This is a genomic window from Enterococcus sp. AZ191 (assembly GCF_051713845.1).
GTDB lineage: Bacteria > Bacillota > Bacilli > Lactobacillales > Enterococcaceae > Enterococcus_B > Enterococcus_B durans.
Genome location: NZ_JBIOQS010000001.1, coordinates 1,465,993 through 1,478,991, shown reverse-complemented (window position 1 = coordinate 1,478,991; position 12,999 = coordinate 1,465,993). Strand labels below are relative to the sequence as shown.

Here is a 12,999-nt window from a genome sequence, read left to right as displayed (position 1 = left end):
TTCTAAATCATGATCTCTTCTATGCTTGTTCACAACAACACACTATCCTTCATCTGAATCGATCATGATATCGATCTCAGCATCCTCATTTAGATGTTGCGCCAAAAAAGGAACTAATTCCTCCATTGAAACAGAAAATTTCATTAGGGGGCCCCGCCAACCATTACGAAAAAAGTTCATTTTGATTTCGTTTGAACCTTTGGGTTGATAAAGAACAATCTTGTTGATTTCAGAAAACGGCACTCCTCGCTTATCAAAACTATTTAACACTAACCCTTCTTCCGTTATCCCCCGACTATCGAGTAGAAAACTGATGAAGACTAATGCTGATAAAATCCCTTTCGCTAAATCATCTACACTTGGTTCACTGATAAGTGTAAACCATAACACTAATATAGCTAAGAAAGGTACCACTAAATATACCCAGCGATTTCTAACTGTCTTATAGATGATTTCTCGGCGGACAAGCCAAAGAAACAAGCACATCGCTAGTACAAATAAAAACAATAATATCGTAAATAGACTAATCATTTACCCACACCTCTTTCCTTTTCTCACATCCAGAAAAAGAAATAAACCTCTACATAGTAAAAGGACTTGCAGCATCAAACCTGTTGTTGCATGTCCAAATTTTCTTTCTTATTCAAATGTATCATATTTTGCTACAACCATACTGGCTTTTTCTTCTAGTAAATCTTGGTCCTCAGAAGCGCATTGAGCAACTTTGACTACGGCACAGTTTGTCATTTTTGAAACTACTTCGCCAACGACTGTCTGTGTAAACCCGATTGGCTTACATGAGTATTGCTCTCCTAAATTGATCATTTCTTCCGTCATCAAAATCCTCCTAAACTGCTAAAACTCTTACAGACGAATAATCCTTAAAAAAAGTAGTAGTACTATCTCAATTTTCATTGTCTTTAAAAGTTCGTTTTTTATTAATTGTTCTTTAACCTTATTGGCATTATAGCGTATTGATTTCGTTTTCACAATTAAAACAGTTGGCAAGTTAAAATATTTTATTCATTTTACAGAACAATAGTTATTCCTTAAGAAAAACTTGTTCTTTTTTAATTAGAAAAGTCAAATTTAATTTGTTTTTAAATAAAAACCATTATACTATATGACAGACTAGACGAAGGAAGTATTCTAATGAAAAAGAAAAACGCAAAAAAAATCATGTTTTTAGGTAGTCTGACATTGATTTTTCTTTCTAGCACGTACTATATCCTGCATCGAAACGAGGGTGAGAAAGCCTCTCTCTCCACAGCAGAACAAGTCAGCAACTCCCCCTCAAAAGAAAAAAAAGAAGTCTTGCTTGATGTTCCTTTAGAAAATCAATTTGATGCACCCGCTTTAGAAAATGGATGTGAAGTAACTTCCCTTTCGATGCTTTTATCCTATTATGGATACACTACGACGAAAAACCAATTAGCAGATCAGTTGACTTATGTCCCTGTCTTCAATGCAGACGGTACTCACGGTGATCCAAATGAAGGCTTCGTTGGTGACATTACTGGCGGCGATTGGGCAATGGGCGTCTATGTTCCTCCTATTGCTGCTTTAGCTCAAAAAATCGTCGGCACAGATTATTATACTGAACCAAAAACAGACGCGAACTTGAAAGATATCAGAAAAGCGTTGCAAAAAGAAGAACCTGTATGGACTTCTGTCACTATTGATTTTCAGGTACCTACTGACAGTGATTTCACAACATGGACAACCAATAATGGTGAAGTCAAAGTAACCCCTTTAATACACGCTTGTGTGGTCACAGGTTATGATGATACAACGATCTATGTCAATGATCCTTATGGAGAAAAAAATCGAGCTGTTCCAATAAACGATTTCAATAAAATTTTTACGGCAATGGGCGGCCAAATGCTGACTTTAAAGAAAAGCTAGTATTTTTTTTGAAAGTATCTTATACTCTAGCTAAAGAAAAAGAGAAAGGAGCAAGGGAAATGGAACGATTTATCCATAAAAAGATAGACCCAAATGACATGCCGATTATTTTTGTTAGAGATACCAAAGGGAATGTTCAACGAAAAGTATCAGTAAAAGAATGGACAAACCGCTATAGCCCTGCTTCTCTCAATGAGCTAGAAATAAAACTTTATCGTCAAGCTCTCAGCTATTATTCTGAGAAAGACTATTCAAAAGCGATCGATCTTTTAAAATTTCTGATCATTCGAACTGGTTATACGCGCTTTGAGTATATTGAACGCTTAGCTACAATTTATCAAATACTCGGCAACCAACAGGAAGAATATCTGCTTCTTACTACAGTATTATCTGCAGCAACGTTGATTTCTCTTCCGTCCAGTTTGATCAAAAAAATAGAGAAACGAGTAGTCTTACTTAAAGAAGTGCTCTACACAAAAGATTAATAACTTGCGTTTTTTTAATTAAGTGCTAAACTATTTTTGTTGATTGAATGGGATGTAGCCAAACTGGTAAGGCACTTGACTCTGAATCAAGCAATTGTAGGTTCGAACCCTGCCATCCCAATAAAAATAGTGTAAAAGCACACCACTACGCGAAACAAGCCAGATCATCCGAAATAGCTTCGTCTATTTCTTAGATGATTTGGCTTGTTTTTTCAAAAAAACAACGATTTTATAATTTAACCATTCGAAGGTTTACATAATAAAAATATAGTTTATCCAATAATTGCTAATGCTTTTTCTGGTACTGCTTGTTTGTCTATTTCTTCGTATGTTTCAACATGTGCGCCTTTATTCGTGATTTTTAAATAGCAGTTCTCTTTTAAAACTGAAATGCCATTATATTCGATTGTCCGTTTATTTCCATCACTGTCGGCAGCCGTCTGGACATATTTAGCTGTACCGTAAGAGTTGACTTCTTCAGGTTTCGTGGTTTTCACATATACTTCTCCCCTAGTCACAAGGGGATTTAGCTGATCCATGACTCCTGCCATCTCGCTATGAGAATGTTGCGTATATATTTTTAAACTAAATAACATAACACCGGCCATACAAGTAATGCCGACTAAAATCTTTAATACCTTCATTTTTTTCCCTCCTAGTTGATTACTTTTCCATTATATAAATAAAACAACAAAGGCTCATCCGTCTATGGTTGTAATTTTCTCTCATACTTTGGCTCAGAAAATAGTAGATACTCCATAAAAAAACAAATGTATTCAGATGTTTGTTGTCAAAAAGATGGTATGTATGATGACATAGAACAAAAAAACAGACAGATGTACAACCCGATCTCCATATAAAAAAATCCAACTGCCACAAATTAGGAAACATTTTGTGGCAGTTGGATCTTCTTTTTTCGTACTGATTATTTCGAATAGCTTACTTAGTATAAACGTGTTGGATCATAATGATAAGTTACATTGCCATTGAGCAGCGCTTTACCTACAACATATTTACGATCCTCTAATTTGAGCCATGCTTCACGAAAGAGCATGACATCTTCTCTATTGACGTCTATTTTCTCAATTTTCCCATTAATCAAATCCTGGATAAGTGCTTCATATGGATTCATCGTTTTCCTCCGTTCCCCATCAATAAGTGGTAAAAATTGGGTCGTGGACTGTTTTTGTGTCGAGATCCTTCCTTACATTCACCGTTGTGTAAAGTACTTTCTCAACTGGAATACTATAATAGCTATCTTCTCCATTACTAAAATGATGAACATCTTTTTTGGCTAATATCCCGTTGATTTTGTTGATTAATACTCTCTTTTCTACGCTGTTACTTACAAGATAGTAAATGACGCGGATATTGTTTACTAAATGTAAATCGACTTCTAACATTACTTGATCCATGAAATTTTCATCCTTTCTTTCGACATAATTATAGCAAGAACAGAGGAGATAATCAAAAGAACGAAAAAAAACAACATTTATAAAGAAAACTTCCACGTATCGCTTGCGTATAATCTCACAAAGTGTTATTTTGTATCAGGGATTTTAAATAATAGGAGGCGTTATATGATTGCAATCGGACAACTGATATTTTATATTCCTTTTTTTATCATGTTGAGCATCCTTTTTTACTACATAAAATGGACGAAGAAAAAATTTTCCATTTTAATTGCCAGCCTCCCTTGTGCTTACTTCACTTATCAAATCTTTTCCTTTCGACATTGGGAAACACCCATTGCCCTGATGAAGAATACCGCAGGACTATTGATATCTTCTTTACTTCTGATTCTTTGGATTTTCTACTTATATAAAAAGCAAAAGTAATATATATCAAATTCAAAGAGTAGTTGGATGGGCCTGTTTGATCCAAGACATCTAACTAATTTTTACGTATAACAATAGATTTTTTCATTCTTAAAACGAACTTTTTTTAAGCTAGATTTAAGGTTGGATCCATATAGTTTACTCATCCCAAATAACCTTTTTTTCATTTTTTACTCCTGAAAGAATGTGGGACAAAAGTGTTTCTTACTTTTGTCCCACATTCTTCTTTTCTATTTGTCCAAATCCTCAATAAATCGCATCGTATTGATCAATTCTTTGTAATCTTTACTATAAAGTTCCGTTAATTTATCTGTTAAAACGAACCATGCAGGATGGTACCCATTTACTGTTACTGGGAATCCTTTGTCCTGTGCATCATCCCCATCCCATCTTATAGCGATTGCTTTTTTTGCATACCATTTGACTAAAGCAACGGAATAGCCTTTTCTTGTTTTTGTGCCATCTTCTAAAATAGTAAGCACTTCGATCTTTTCCTTTGGGGCCTTTATTTCTTGTGGACGTACCATGATAGTTCCCTCCCTCTTTTATTTCACTACTAATACACTGCAAGAGGCATGGGCAACAACAAAGGAAGCTGTCGATCCAACCAATGCCTGTTGGATTGCACCTTTTCCGGTAGCCCCCATCACGATCAAATCCACATTTTCTTGTGTTGGAAAAACAGTACCAATCAACTGTCGTGGATCACCTGTCTCAACAATCGCATGGATTTCCGTCAAACCATATTCTTTTGCATCGTGAATTTTTTTTAACATTTCAACTTCGATCTTTTGTTTCTCTTCTGCATAGATCTTTGAGAAGGCATAAGCACTATGAGTCAACTCCACTTTATTGATAATAGAAACAATGATTAACTCTGCTTCATTATCTTTCGCTAAATCAAGGGCTTCCAAAAATGCCTTTTCTGCTTGCTTTGATCCATCCACCGCTACCATTATCTTTGAATATCTATTACTCATATCATCGCCTCCTTGTTTCTTTCATTGTAACATCCTCCTTCAAATTAAAAAAAAAATACGCTGTTTTGACTATTTTTACTCAACTTTTTTAGAAAAAAAGTGTTTTATTGAACTTTTACCTTTGATTAATTTCTAATTTTAATAGCCCACATCCGCCCCTATAATAAAACTTTATGGCTTTTTTCTCATTTTTATTCACATTTTCCGATAATCTGTTTGTTACAAAAAACGTAGATTTGTCACAAAGTGTCACGAAGCTATTACCTATGAAATATTTCCACGTGTTAAAGTATTCCTCGTTGAACACAACAAATACTTTTTAAAACGACGAAGGAGATTTTACATGAAATCACTTAAAACATTACTTTTTGGAACAACTTTGGCTGCCGGCGCTCTATTCTTTATGGGTACATCTGCACATGCGGACGAAGCTTATACCGTTCAATCAGGTGATACACTATCAACGATTTCTCAAAAATACGTTGGTGACAACTCCTTGATCCAAACTATTGCAGAACATAATTCGATTTCAAATATTAACCTGATCTATTCAGGTCAACAATTAACGATTCCTACAGGAGACCAAGCAGCAGTTGCAGAAACAACTTACTCTGCGCCTCAAGAAACACAAGCACAACCAGCTGCCACACCTGTCCAACAAGAAGCAGTGCAATCTGCTCCTGCAGAAGCAGCACAACCTGTTGTGACTGAAACTGCAGCACCAGCTACAAGCACAAGCTCAGCGAAAGAATGGATCGCTCAAAGAGAATCAAGTGGTTCTTACACAGCAACTAATGGCCGTTACATCGGACGTTACCAATTAGATGCTTCATACTTGAATGGTGACTACTCTGCTGCTAACCAAGAACGTGTAGCCGATCAATATGTTACTTCACGTTATGGTTCATGGGAAGCTGCCCAAGCATTCTGGCTAGCTAATGGTTGGTACTAAGCTAAAAAATAAAAAGATAGATAGCCTTTTAACAGGTTATCTATCTTTTTTTATTTTTTCAGAAAAACTGGTCCTCCATCTTCGTACTAACAGAAGTAAAATAAAAGAAACATTTTTAGGAGGTTTCTTTATGCCCATTGAGCGCACCGATTCAACCATATTATCCGCCCAGATAGAAGATAAGCTACTTTCTCAAGTCAATAATTTCCAAAACAGTCCGGATTTTCAATCACAAATGAAATGGCCTTCCTCTTCATTCGTAGATACACCCTGCACGTCTGATTTTCATTCAGAACATTACATTGCCACAGAAGAGTATCAGCTTTTCGCAGACCTTAACTTCGTACCTCAAAATGACTCATATAGCAGTTTGCGGGTAGAAAATACAATACCTCTATCTTTAAATCAACAAGAAATCAATCCAACAATACCAGTCGGGAAAAATAATCGCAAAAGACCGTTTCGCTTTGAGCGAACACAAAAAGCAGCCCACGCACTTTTGACTAACCCTAACCACTCCTACAAAGAGATTGCTAAAGAATATCAGATTTCATATACAACTATCACCCACATCAAAAAACAGCTAGGAGTGAGATCTACCTACCGTGCTGAGAAATTCCAACGTGTTGAACAAAAATTAAGGGAACATCCAAATGCCACTTATAAAGAACTCCAGGAAGAGTTTAATATGTCCACTAAAACAATTTATAAAATAAAAAAGAAGCTGTCACATCTATCCAGCCAACAAAGAAAAATACATAAAAACTTAAGCCATACATCCTCTCAAATCGAAAAAATCAGCATGAAAAAAATCCAAGACAGATTTTCTTTAGAAACAAAAATCATTCAACAGCCCAGAAACGAAACAATATCACAGCCTTATTGGTCAGAAAGTCAAAAAATGGCACCAGGTAATAAGGAACATTTAATAAAAGGAAGGAATACTTTGGTCTCACATTCCAACCGTGAATAAATGATAGGAACAGGTATCACTTCCCTTCCGTAATCAATCACTTTTGTCCTTTCTTACCTAAAAATTCGTTCCATTTCTGAGTATCTGATAACCATCCAGGATGAAACAATTGATAGTGAGATATTCGTTTTTTTTTTCGATTCCAAACTAGACTAGCACTTACTACTTCTGGGATTGCTTTATTTTTTTGATTGCCCAGTCATAATGGCTAGCTGTCGAAGAAATAAAGTAACTCCCTAGGGTCATGTTCCCTGTCCATTCAAATTTTTTCTTTTCAAATAGCTCAGCATTATCAAATTTCTCTGCTAATGACATCACTTGTTCATGTGTTTGATGCACGAAGGATTTTGCATCAGACAACAGCGTGTTTTCATGCTTTGCAACAAATTCAACATTCATTTGTGCATAGGTTCGCCAATTGTATGGTGTTGGTAAAAACGGACTTTTCTCTTGCTTCTGATTCTTTTGGACCCAATTTAGTAAAAGCTGATGCCACTCATAAAGATGGATCAAAACATCTTTTAAGTCTTTATCTCTTCGCCAATGGGCCTCTTTTTTCTTCGCTAAAAACGCTTCATCAAATAAGAATGATGCTTGCTGTTCTTCTTCACTCAATTTTGCAATCTCTTCCCATAATTCAGCAAATTTTTGATTCGCTGCTGCAATCAATTCATCTTTTGATTTTGGTCTCATATACTTCCTCCTATTATTTTCTGTCTTAACACATTTTATTTTTATATTTTGATTGTAACAAACACTCGCAGATCCAGCGAATGATTACAGGTATTTGGAAAAAAGCATTGTAATTCCCATGATCTTTTGCTAAAGTACGTCTCAAACGGATGAAATGTATGAATATTCTGACTAAAAAACTCATTTCTCGTCTGTTCAGAACTTTTAGGAGGTATTTTTATGAACGCAATTTTTAATGGTCAACTTATTCCCAAAGATGAAATCACTATTTCACCTGATGATCGCGGCTATCATTTCGGGGATGGTCTATATGAAGTAATCCGTGTTTACGATCAACAGATGTTCATGTTTTCAGAACATTTCGATCGTTTAAAGGTTGGGGCTGAGAAAATCCATTTAACTCTTCCATTCGACAAACATGAACTTCAAGAACAATTTCAACAACTTATCCAGAAAAACCATGTGAGTGAAGGAGAAATCTATTTTCAAATTTCTCGAGGAATCGTATCGCCTAGACAACATTTGATCCCAGACTCTAAGGAGACAACACCGATTTATCTCGCCTATACGATTCCCATTGAACGACCCGTTGCAATGCAAAAAAACGGAATCCGTGCAACGGTCATTGAAGACACCCGATGGTTACATTGTGACATCAAATCATTAAGTCTGATTGGCAATATCCTCTCACTCGATGAAGCTGCCAGAAAAGGATTCGATGACGCTATTTTACAAAGAGACGGAAAGATCACAGAAGCATCTGCCTCAAATATCTGGTTTGTCGATGACGACATTTTATATACCCACCCTGATGGCAACCTTGTTTTGCCAGGTATCACTAAAATGCAGATTTTAAAATTAGCTCGTGCAAATGGACTAAAAGTCTGTGAAACTCCTTTTTCTGTCACTCAGTTAGATAAAATCACTGAATGTTTTATTTCCAATAGTATTTATTAAATCGTACCAGTCATTTCAATCGACGGTAAACAGATTGCTGATAGCCAGTGTGGAACAATCACCAAGAAACTACAAACACTTTATATTGACTCTATCCGCACTTCACATTGATTTTTCAATCTATTCATTGATCGTAACTCAGGATAAAAATTGGAGGAAATGTCATGGTATTAAATGAAGATTATCAAGTAGCTGTTCCTACTGCTTTTTATGAAGATGAAACCTTAAATTTAAAAGCCACGTTACAACATATTGGTTATTTGGCTACTCAAGGTATTCAATCAGTTTTAGTAGGCGGCTCAACTGGCGAACAACATTCATTGACGTTACTAGAAAAATTACAGTTGCTTGACGCGCTATAAAAACTAAATATGTATAATGACTTGGAAATCGTTTTTGGTCTATCTAGTATTCGCCAAAAAGAGGCAGAGATCCTCGCCAAAAAAATCAATACTTCGAATGAAGTCACAGGAATCTTATTGGGTTTTCCCCCTTATATTCTTCCTTCACAACAGGAAGCTATTTCCTATGCCAAATCGGTGATCTCTTTCGCCAATAAGCCAACGATACTCTATAACAATCCGCGTCGTACCGGCTTTGACATCACTATAGACACCTATTTGACACTTTTAAAAGACGATCGGGTCATCGGAATAAAAGAAGCCGGAAATCCAGCTCATCTTCCTAAAATTCTCGCTGAAATAAAAAAAACTTTAAAAGTCTACATGGGTGGTGAATCAGCTGTAACAGAAAAACTAGCTTTAGGATTCAATTCTATTTCTTCTATTGCTGGAAATATTTATCCCACAGAAATCAAGCAATGGTTTATTGAATTGAAAAATAAGCAACCCTCCTCTGATCAAACGATTGCTACAAAAATCGAGGAGTTATACGCCCATTCCCCACTTCCTTACGTAAAAAGCAAAATAAGCGAAAATGAAGGTATTTCTTTTGGAATCTGTCGCCGACCATTAGGAAATAATGAATAATGTAGATTAACCAACAATAAATACTTGTAAAATAATCTCACTCCAATCACTCATTCATCTATTTCGAGAGTGACTTACTGCGTTCTTATCCTTCTATCAAGTTCGTGGCAAAGAGACTGGAACAAAAGTGTTTCTTACTTTTGTCCCACGCTTTTTTTGAAATTTCCGAAAATCCTGACTTTTGGACGTCGTTTATTGGAGAGTCTGTAGCAAACGTGATTTTTAGATTTATCCCACATTCGTTTTGATTTTTCATTTGCTATGAACAGACTATTCTTTACACTTTACAGGCGTTCATGCCAGATACCTATTTTCTATTTTTAGCAGCAAACACGAAGCGGTGTTGCATGTTAAAAATGCTACCATGCCTCAACAATTCTTCATACAATGAAAGTAGCTCTTCAAAATTTTTTTCTACTGAAAAATCAGGATATTCCCATTTGATCGTTCGTAAATAATAGATCAAACCAGGCATATCGAAAAAAAGTTGTTTTAAATAGGCTTCATCCTCCCGTAAAATGTCAAAATCAGCTTTTTCCAATTCTTTTTTTACAGTTGCAAGATGAAAATCAAAACTTTCCTTCTTATACCCTTTAAGCAACCGCGAAGCTAGATTTACTCCATTGAAATCCCCCACTTGCTGCGAGATAAACAAGCCATCTTTTTTAAGCACGCGTTTTACTTCTGTTAGCGAAAATGATTCATGAGAATTGATGACTAAGTCGAATGAGTCATCAGGAAACGCTAAATATCCATCTTTTTCTACAAATTGAACTGTCACACCTTTGGGCTGTAAAGTGTTTACTAACAATTCATAATTAGGTAAATAGCCTTCTGTTACAGCAATTTTTCTATAAGGATGATGGAAAGTCTGTAGTAACTCCCCTCCACCAGTTCCCATATCCAAAAGCATCATTTCTTTACTTAAATGTGTTAAAACCAACTCTCGGTAATTCCAAACTGGCTCTTCGCAGTACCACCGATCATTTAAATAGGAAAAATCCCAGCCAGAAAACTCTTTTTGTCTCTTTTCACTTTGTAACCATTCTTTTTTTAATCGTTGTTCATCCATTTGATTAGCTCCCTTAGTTTTTGAGTTGTTTTAGGGTCGATATCAATTGGTTGGATAACTTCAGTACTCGATATAGTTCTATCCAACCAACTATATCGAGTAGTTACTTCGACGTTTTGCCATTTGCTTTCTCCTTATTTGTTTATGTAACTATCATATCACGAAACCGCTTTCTACAATATGTCTATTTAACTTAAGCCAGAACAAGTCCTCGTTAAAATTTAAAACTTCTATTTAACTATCCCATAATCTTAGTTTTAGAATTTATTCATTGCTATAATGGCGTATAAAAACATATACTGTTTAAACACGTTAAATGGTGCTAGATATCAAGAAAACAAGGTATGCAAGAAATGCTGTCCTCTGATTTTTCAGTATGCAAGTCATGCTTTCTTGAAAAACAAAGAGGAAATTCTTATGATGAACTCACATCAAGGAAGGAAAATAAAAAATGGAATTTGGCGATAAAATCAAAGAACTACGTAGACAAAATAAACTCACACAGGAGCAATTTGCAACAAAATTAACTGTTACTAGACAGGCGGTATCCAATTGGGAAAACAATCGAAACTTACCTGATCTAGAAATGTTGATTTTGATTTCCACTATTTTTCATCTTTCACTTGATGAATTGATTTTAGGGGGAAACAACATGAATCATCTGACAGAAAAATTGATCAACGACAGTAGTAAAACAAAACGAGCAAAGTACAATATGATTACTGCTCTCATTGGTTCCTTGTTATTATTCTTAGGATTCTTCTGCTTTTTTATCAAATCCACCTCAGTTGAATATATTGACACTGCAGGAATCCTACATGAAAACTTTTATTTACTTGGGCTTGGCTACATCTTTTTGTTCTCCGGTATCCTAGTTTTTCTAGGAACGGGAATCAGCTATCTTCTAGCCGTTGTAAAAAAACGATCCTAGCATTTCTATAAAAATAGATAGAAAATAAACTAAGTAACTTATCATCGAATCAGACCTTTGTGGTAAATTACTTAGTTTATTGCGGAAATGTAACTTTTTATTTCATATGCAAATCAGATATCCTCACTACATCCCTTATTTTGATTCAATACCTTCTCAATTGCACTCTGCTCCTTATTCCATCGTCAATTTATATCGTTAGACATTCTAAAAAACAGGTAAAATCATCACTTACTTGTCTAAAGAATTCAATTTGGAAACTCAAATTTGTGATAATGTTAATGTGTTTCTTCTAACTATAAATATGATTAGAAAAATAAAAGAATAATTTTTACTTATTTGTAGAAAGATAGCAGAAACTATTTTGCTATAATAAAATGTAAATCATTACTTAAAAAAATCTAGTCCATCACAGTGATTCATTGATCTACTCCCACTGTCTTTCTAATGATTACTATTTTTTTAAATCACACTCTCTAATAATCAAGCAAAAAAATTTTAAAATGCTGTTAAATCAGTATTTTCAACTATGTAAAAGAACTTTTACACTGTTTTTTCAACTAAAATAAAGATATTTGATAGTTGAAAAAACACGATTGATCTATTCTGTAGGAAGAAGGAGCGAATAAAATGAACCTAAGTAAACAAATCAAAAAATTTAGGAAGCAATGTGATTTTTCACAAGAAGAATTAGCCGAGAAGTTATTTGTTTCACGACAGACTATTTCCAACTGGGAGAACGAGCGTAGTTATCCTGATGTCCATAACCTGTTATTACTCAGTGTTCTTTTTGATGTTTCTTTAGATGAATTAGTCAAAGGAGATGTTGAAAAAATGAAAGAAAAAATTTCTGCAGTAAACATGGATAAGTATACTAAAATCATGATGATTTTTAGTATATTAGCTGCTATCTCGATTGGACCATCCTTATTTTTACCAAATTATTGGTGGATCGTCCCACCACTTATACTATGGTTGATCTCTATGTATGCAGCATTGAAAATCGAAAAAATAAAAAAAGAAAGCGATGTTCAAACGTATAAAGAAATCGTGGCATTTATCGAAAATAAAGATGTTGATTCAGTTAGAAAATTAAGAAACAAGAAAAAAGATCTTATGTCAAAAATTTTCATTGTATCTATGTACTCGCTCATCTTCGGTATCATTGTATTGATCATGTGTATCCCTTTTATATTGAGTCGTTAAGTAAATGAAAAAGTCCAA

The 12,999-nt window shown here is 34.9% G+C and carries 17 protein-coding genes, 1 tRNA gene and 1 pseudogene; 10 read left to right on the top strand and 9 right to left on the bottom strand.

Going from position 1 to position 12,999, the window contains the following annotated elements:
- Positions 1-42 precede the first annotated feature (42 nt).
- Positions 43-531: a hypothetical protein gene (locus IGI47_RS07170; RefSeq protein WP_005877069.1), complete on the bottom strand. Its 489-nt coding sequence runs from the start codon at positions 529-531 to the stop codon at positions 43-45.
- A gap of 108 nt (positions 532-639) precedes the next feature.
- On the bottom strand, positions 640-837 hold the full coding sequence (locus IGI47_RS07165) for a hypothetical protein (protein WP_005877067.1): 198 nt from the start codon (positions 835-837) through the stop codon (positions 640-642).
- A 315-nt stretch (positions 838-1,152) separates the two neighbouring features.
- On the opposite strand from IGI47_RS07165, the gene IGI47_RS07160 reads away from it, so the two are divergent.
- The 3 genes from IGI47_RS07160 (at position 1,153) to IGI47_RS07150 (ending at position 2,511) form a co-directional block, all read left to right on the top strand.
- Entirely contained in the window at positions 1,153-1,905 is a 753-nt protein-coding gene (locus IGI47_RS07160) for a C39 family peptidase (protein ID WP_438783775.1), read from the top strand.
- 59 nt (positions 1,906-1,964) lie between these two features.
- Entirely contained in the window at positions 1,965-2,390 is a 426-nt protein-coding gene (locus IGI47_RS07155) for a hypothetical protein (protein ID WP_311929908.1), read from the top strand.
- Positions 2,391-2,438: 48 nt separating this feature from the next.
- Positions 2,439-2,511, top strand: a tRNA-Gln gene (locus IGI47_RS07150).
- A 151-nt stretch (positions 2,512-2,662) separates the two neighbouring features.
- On the opposite strand, the gene IGI47_RS07145 is transcribed toward IGI47_RS07150, so the two are convergent.
- The 3 genes from IGI47_RS07145 to IGI47_RS07135 all read right to left on the bottom strand — a co-directional run bounded on the left by IGI47_RS07145 (position 2,663) and on the right by IGI47_RS07135 (position 3,805).
- Positions 2,663-3,034, bottom strand: a complete 372-nt coding sequence (locus tag IGI47_RS07145; protein ID WP_438783774.1) for a YxeA family protein — start codon at positions 3,032-3,034, stop codon at positions 2,663-2,665.
- Positions 3,035-3,333: 299 nt separating this feature from the next.
- On the bottom strand, positions 3,334-3,522 hold the full coding sequence (locus IGI47_RS07140) for a hypothetical protein (RefSeq protein WP_438783772.1): 189 nt from the start codon (positions 3,520-3,522) through the stop codon (positions 3,334-3,336).
- Between the two features lie 19 nt (positions 3,523-3,541).
- The gene (locus tag IGI47_RS07135) at positions 3,542-3,805 is read right to left on the bottom strand and encodes a hypothetical protein (protein ID WP_005877059.1); all 264 of its coding nucleotides are present in this window, start codon (positions 3,803-3,805) and stop codon (positions 3,542-3,544) included.
- A 165-nt stretch (positions 3,806-3,970) separates the two neighbouring features.
- On the opposite strand from IGI47_RS07135, the gene IGI47_RS07130 reads away from it, so the two are divergent.
- Complete coding sequence (locus IGI47_RS07130; protein WP_167592146.1) at positions 3,971-4,228, top strand: glucose uptake protein; 258 nt, start codon at positions 3,971-3,973, stop codon at positions 4,226-4,228.
- Between the two features lie 230 nt (positions 4,229-4,458).
- Here IGI47_RS07130 and IGI47_RS07125 read toward each other — a convergent pair whose 3' ends face one another.
- Together IGI47_RS07125 and IGI47_RS07120 are read right to left on the bottom strand one after the other, a co-directional pair.
- Positions 4,459-4,755 carry a hypothetical protein gene (locus IGI47_RS07125; protein WP_438783771.1) on the bottom strand — a complete coding sequence of 99 codons (297 nt, stop codon included), beginning with the start codon at positions 4,753-4,755 and terminating at the stop codon, positions 4,459-4,461.
- Between the two features lie 18 nt (positions 4,756-4,773).
- Entirely contained in the window at positions 4,774-5,208 is a 435-nt protein-coding gene (locus tag IGI47_RS07120; RefSeq protein ID WP_142421735.1) for a universal stress protein, read from the bottom strand.
- A gap of 343 nt (positions 5,209-5,551) precedes the next feature.
- On the opposite strand from IGI47_RS07120, the gene IGI47_RS07115 reads away from it, so the two are divergent.
- Positions 5,552-6,160 (top strand): LysM peptidoglycan-binding domain-containing protein, encoded by a 609-nt coding sequence (locus IGI47_RS07115; RefSeq protein WP_438783770.1) that lies wholly within the window; start codon positions 5,552-5,554, stop codon positions 6,158-6,160.
- Complete coding sequence (locus IGI47_RS07110; protein WP_438783769.1) at positions 6,147-7,133, top strand: hypothetical protein; 987 nt, start codon at positions 6,147-6,149, stop codon at positions 7,131-7,133. Before IGI47_RS07115 ends, IGI47_RS07110 begins: the two co-directional genes overlap by 14 nt.
- Positions 7,134-7,295: 162 nt before the next feature.
- On the opposite strand, the gene IGI47_RS07105 is transcribed toward IGI47_RS07110, so the two are convergent.
- A complete protein-coding gene (locus IGI47_RS07105; RefSeq protein WP_438783768.1) occupies positions 7,296-7,826 on the bottom strand; it encodes a ClbS/DfsB family four-helix bundle protein in 531 nt (176 codons plus the stop codon).
- Positions 7,827-8,045: 219 nt separating this feature from the next.
- Here IGI47_RS07105 and dat point away from each other — a divergent pair, with 219 nt between their 5' ends.
- Both dat and IGI47_RS07095 read left to right on the top strand, forming a co-directional pair.
- Positions 8,046-8,783 (top strand): D-amino-acid transaminase, encoded by a 738-nt coding sequence (gene dat, locus IGI47_RS07100; protein ID WP_438783767.1) that lies wholly within the window; start codon positions 8,046-8,048, stop codon positions 8,781-8,783.
- Between the two features lie 164 nt (positions 8,784-8,947).
- Positions 8,948-9,772, top strand: a pseudogene (locus IGI47_RS07095) (dihydrodipicolinate synthase family protein).
- 307 nt (positions 9,773-10,079) lie between these two features.
- Here IGI47_RS07095 and IGI47_RS07090 read toward each other — a convergent pair.
- Complete coding sequence (locus IGI47_RS07090) at positions 10,080-10,844, bottom strand: class I SAM-dependent methyltransferase (protein WP_311929900.1); 765 nt, start codon at positions 10,842-10,844, stop codon at positions 10,080-10,082.
- A gap of 451 nt (positions 10,845-11,295) precedes the next feature.
- On the opposite strand from IGI47_RS07090, the gene IGI47_RS07085 reads away from it, so the two are divergent.
- Positions 11,296-11,775: a DUF3955 domain-containing protein gene (locus IGI47_RS07085; RefSeq protein ID WP_095443829.1), complete on the top strand. Its 480-nt coding sequence runs from the start codon at positions 11,296-11,298 to the stop codon at positions 11,773-11,775.
- A gap of 630 nt (positions 11,776-12,405) precedes the next feature.
- Positions 12,406-12,981 (top strand): helix-turn-helix domain-containing protein, encoded by a 576-nt coding sequence (locus IGI47_RS07080; protein WP_311929899.1) that lies wholly within the window; start codon positions 12,406-12,408, stop codon positions 12,979-12,981.
- The last annotated feature ends 18 nt before the right edge of the window (positions 12,982-12,999 follow it).

Excerpts from the sequence above, each read along its gene's own strand:
- IGI47_RS07170 (WP_005877069.1), bottom strand. The coding sequence starts at position 531 with ATGATTAGTCTATTTACGATATTATTGTTTTTATTTGTACTAGCGATG.
- IGI47_RS07165 (WP_005877067.1), bottom strand. The coding sequence starts at position 837 with ATGACGGAAGAAATGATCAATTTAGGAGAGCAATACTCATGTAAGCCA.
- IGI47_RS07160 (WP_438783775.1), top strand. The coding sequence starts at position 1,153 with ATGAAAAAGAAAAACGCAAAAAAAATCATGTTTTTAGGTAGTCTGACA.
- IGI47_RS07155 (WP_311929908.1), top strand. The coding sequence starts at position 1,965 with ATGGAACGATTTATCCATAAAAAGATAGACCCAAATGACATGCCGATT.
- IGI47_RS07145 (WP_438783774.1), bottom strand. The coding sequence starts at position 3,034 with ATGAAGGTATTAAAGATTTTAGTCGGCATTACTTGTATGGCCGGTGTT.
- IGI47_RS07140 (WP_438783772.1), bottom strand. The coding sequence starts at position 3,522 with ATGAATCCATATGAAGCACTTATCCAGGATTTGATTAATGGGAAAATT.
- IGI47_RS07135 (WP_005877059.1), bottom strand. The coding sequence starts at position 3,805 with ATGGATCAAGTAATGTTAGAAGTCGATTTACATTTAGTAAACAATATC.
- IGI47_RS07130 (WP_167592146.1), top strand. The coding sequence starts at position 3,971 with ATGATTGCAATCGGACAACTGATATTTTATATTCCTTTTTTTATCATG.
- IGI47_RS07125 (WP_438783771.1), bottom strand. The coding sequence starts at position 4,755 with ATGGTACGTCCACAAGAAATAAAGGCCCCAAAGGAAAAGATCGAAGTG.
- IGI47_RS07120 (WP_142421735.1), bottom strand. The coding sequence starts at position 5,208 with ATGAGTAATAGATATTCAAAGATAATGGTAGCGGTGGATGGATCAAAG.
- IGI47_RS07115 (WP_438783770.1), top strand. The coding sequence starts at position 5,552 with ATGAAATCACTTAAAACATTACTTTTTGGAACAACTTTGGCTGCCGGC.
- IGI47_RS07110 (WP_438783769.1), top strand. The coding sequence starts at position 6,147 with ATGGTTGGTACTAAGCTAAAAAATAAAAAGATAGATAGCCTTTTAACA.
- IGI47_RS07105 (WP_438783768.1), bottom strand. The coding sequence starts at position 7,826 with ATGAGACCAAAATCAAAAGATGAATTGATTGCAGCAGCGAATCAAAAA.
- dat (WP_438783767.1), top strand. The coding sequence starts at position 8,046 with ATGAACGCAATTTTTAATGGTCAACTTATTCCCAAAGATGAAATCACT.
- IGI47_RS07090 (WP_311929900.1), bottom strand. The coding sequence starts at position 10,844 with ATGGATGAACAACGATTAAAAAAAGAATGGTTACAAAGTGAAAAGAGA.
- IGI47_RS07085 (WP_095443829.1), top strand. The coding sequence starts at position 11,296 with ATGGAATTTGGCGATAAAATCAAAGAACTACGTAGACAAAATAAACTC.
- IGI47_RS07080 (WP_311929899.1), top strand. The coding sequence starts at position 12,406 with ATGAACCTAAGTAAACAAATCAAAAAATTTAGGAAGCAATGTGATTTT.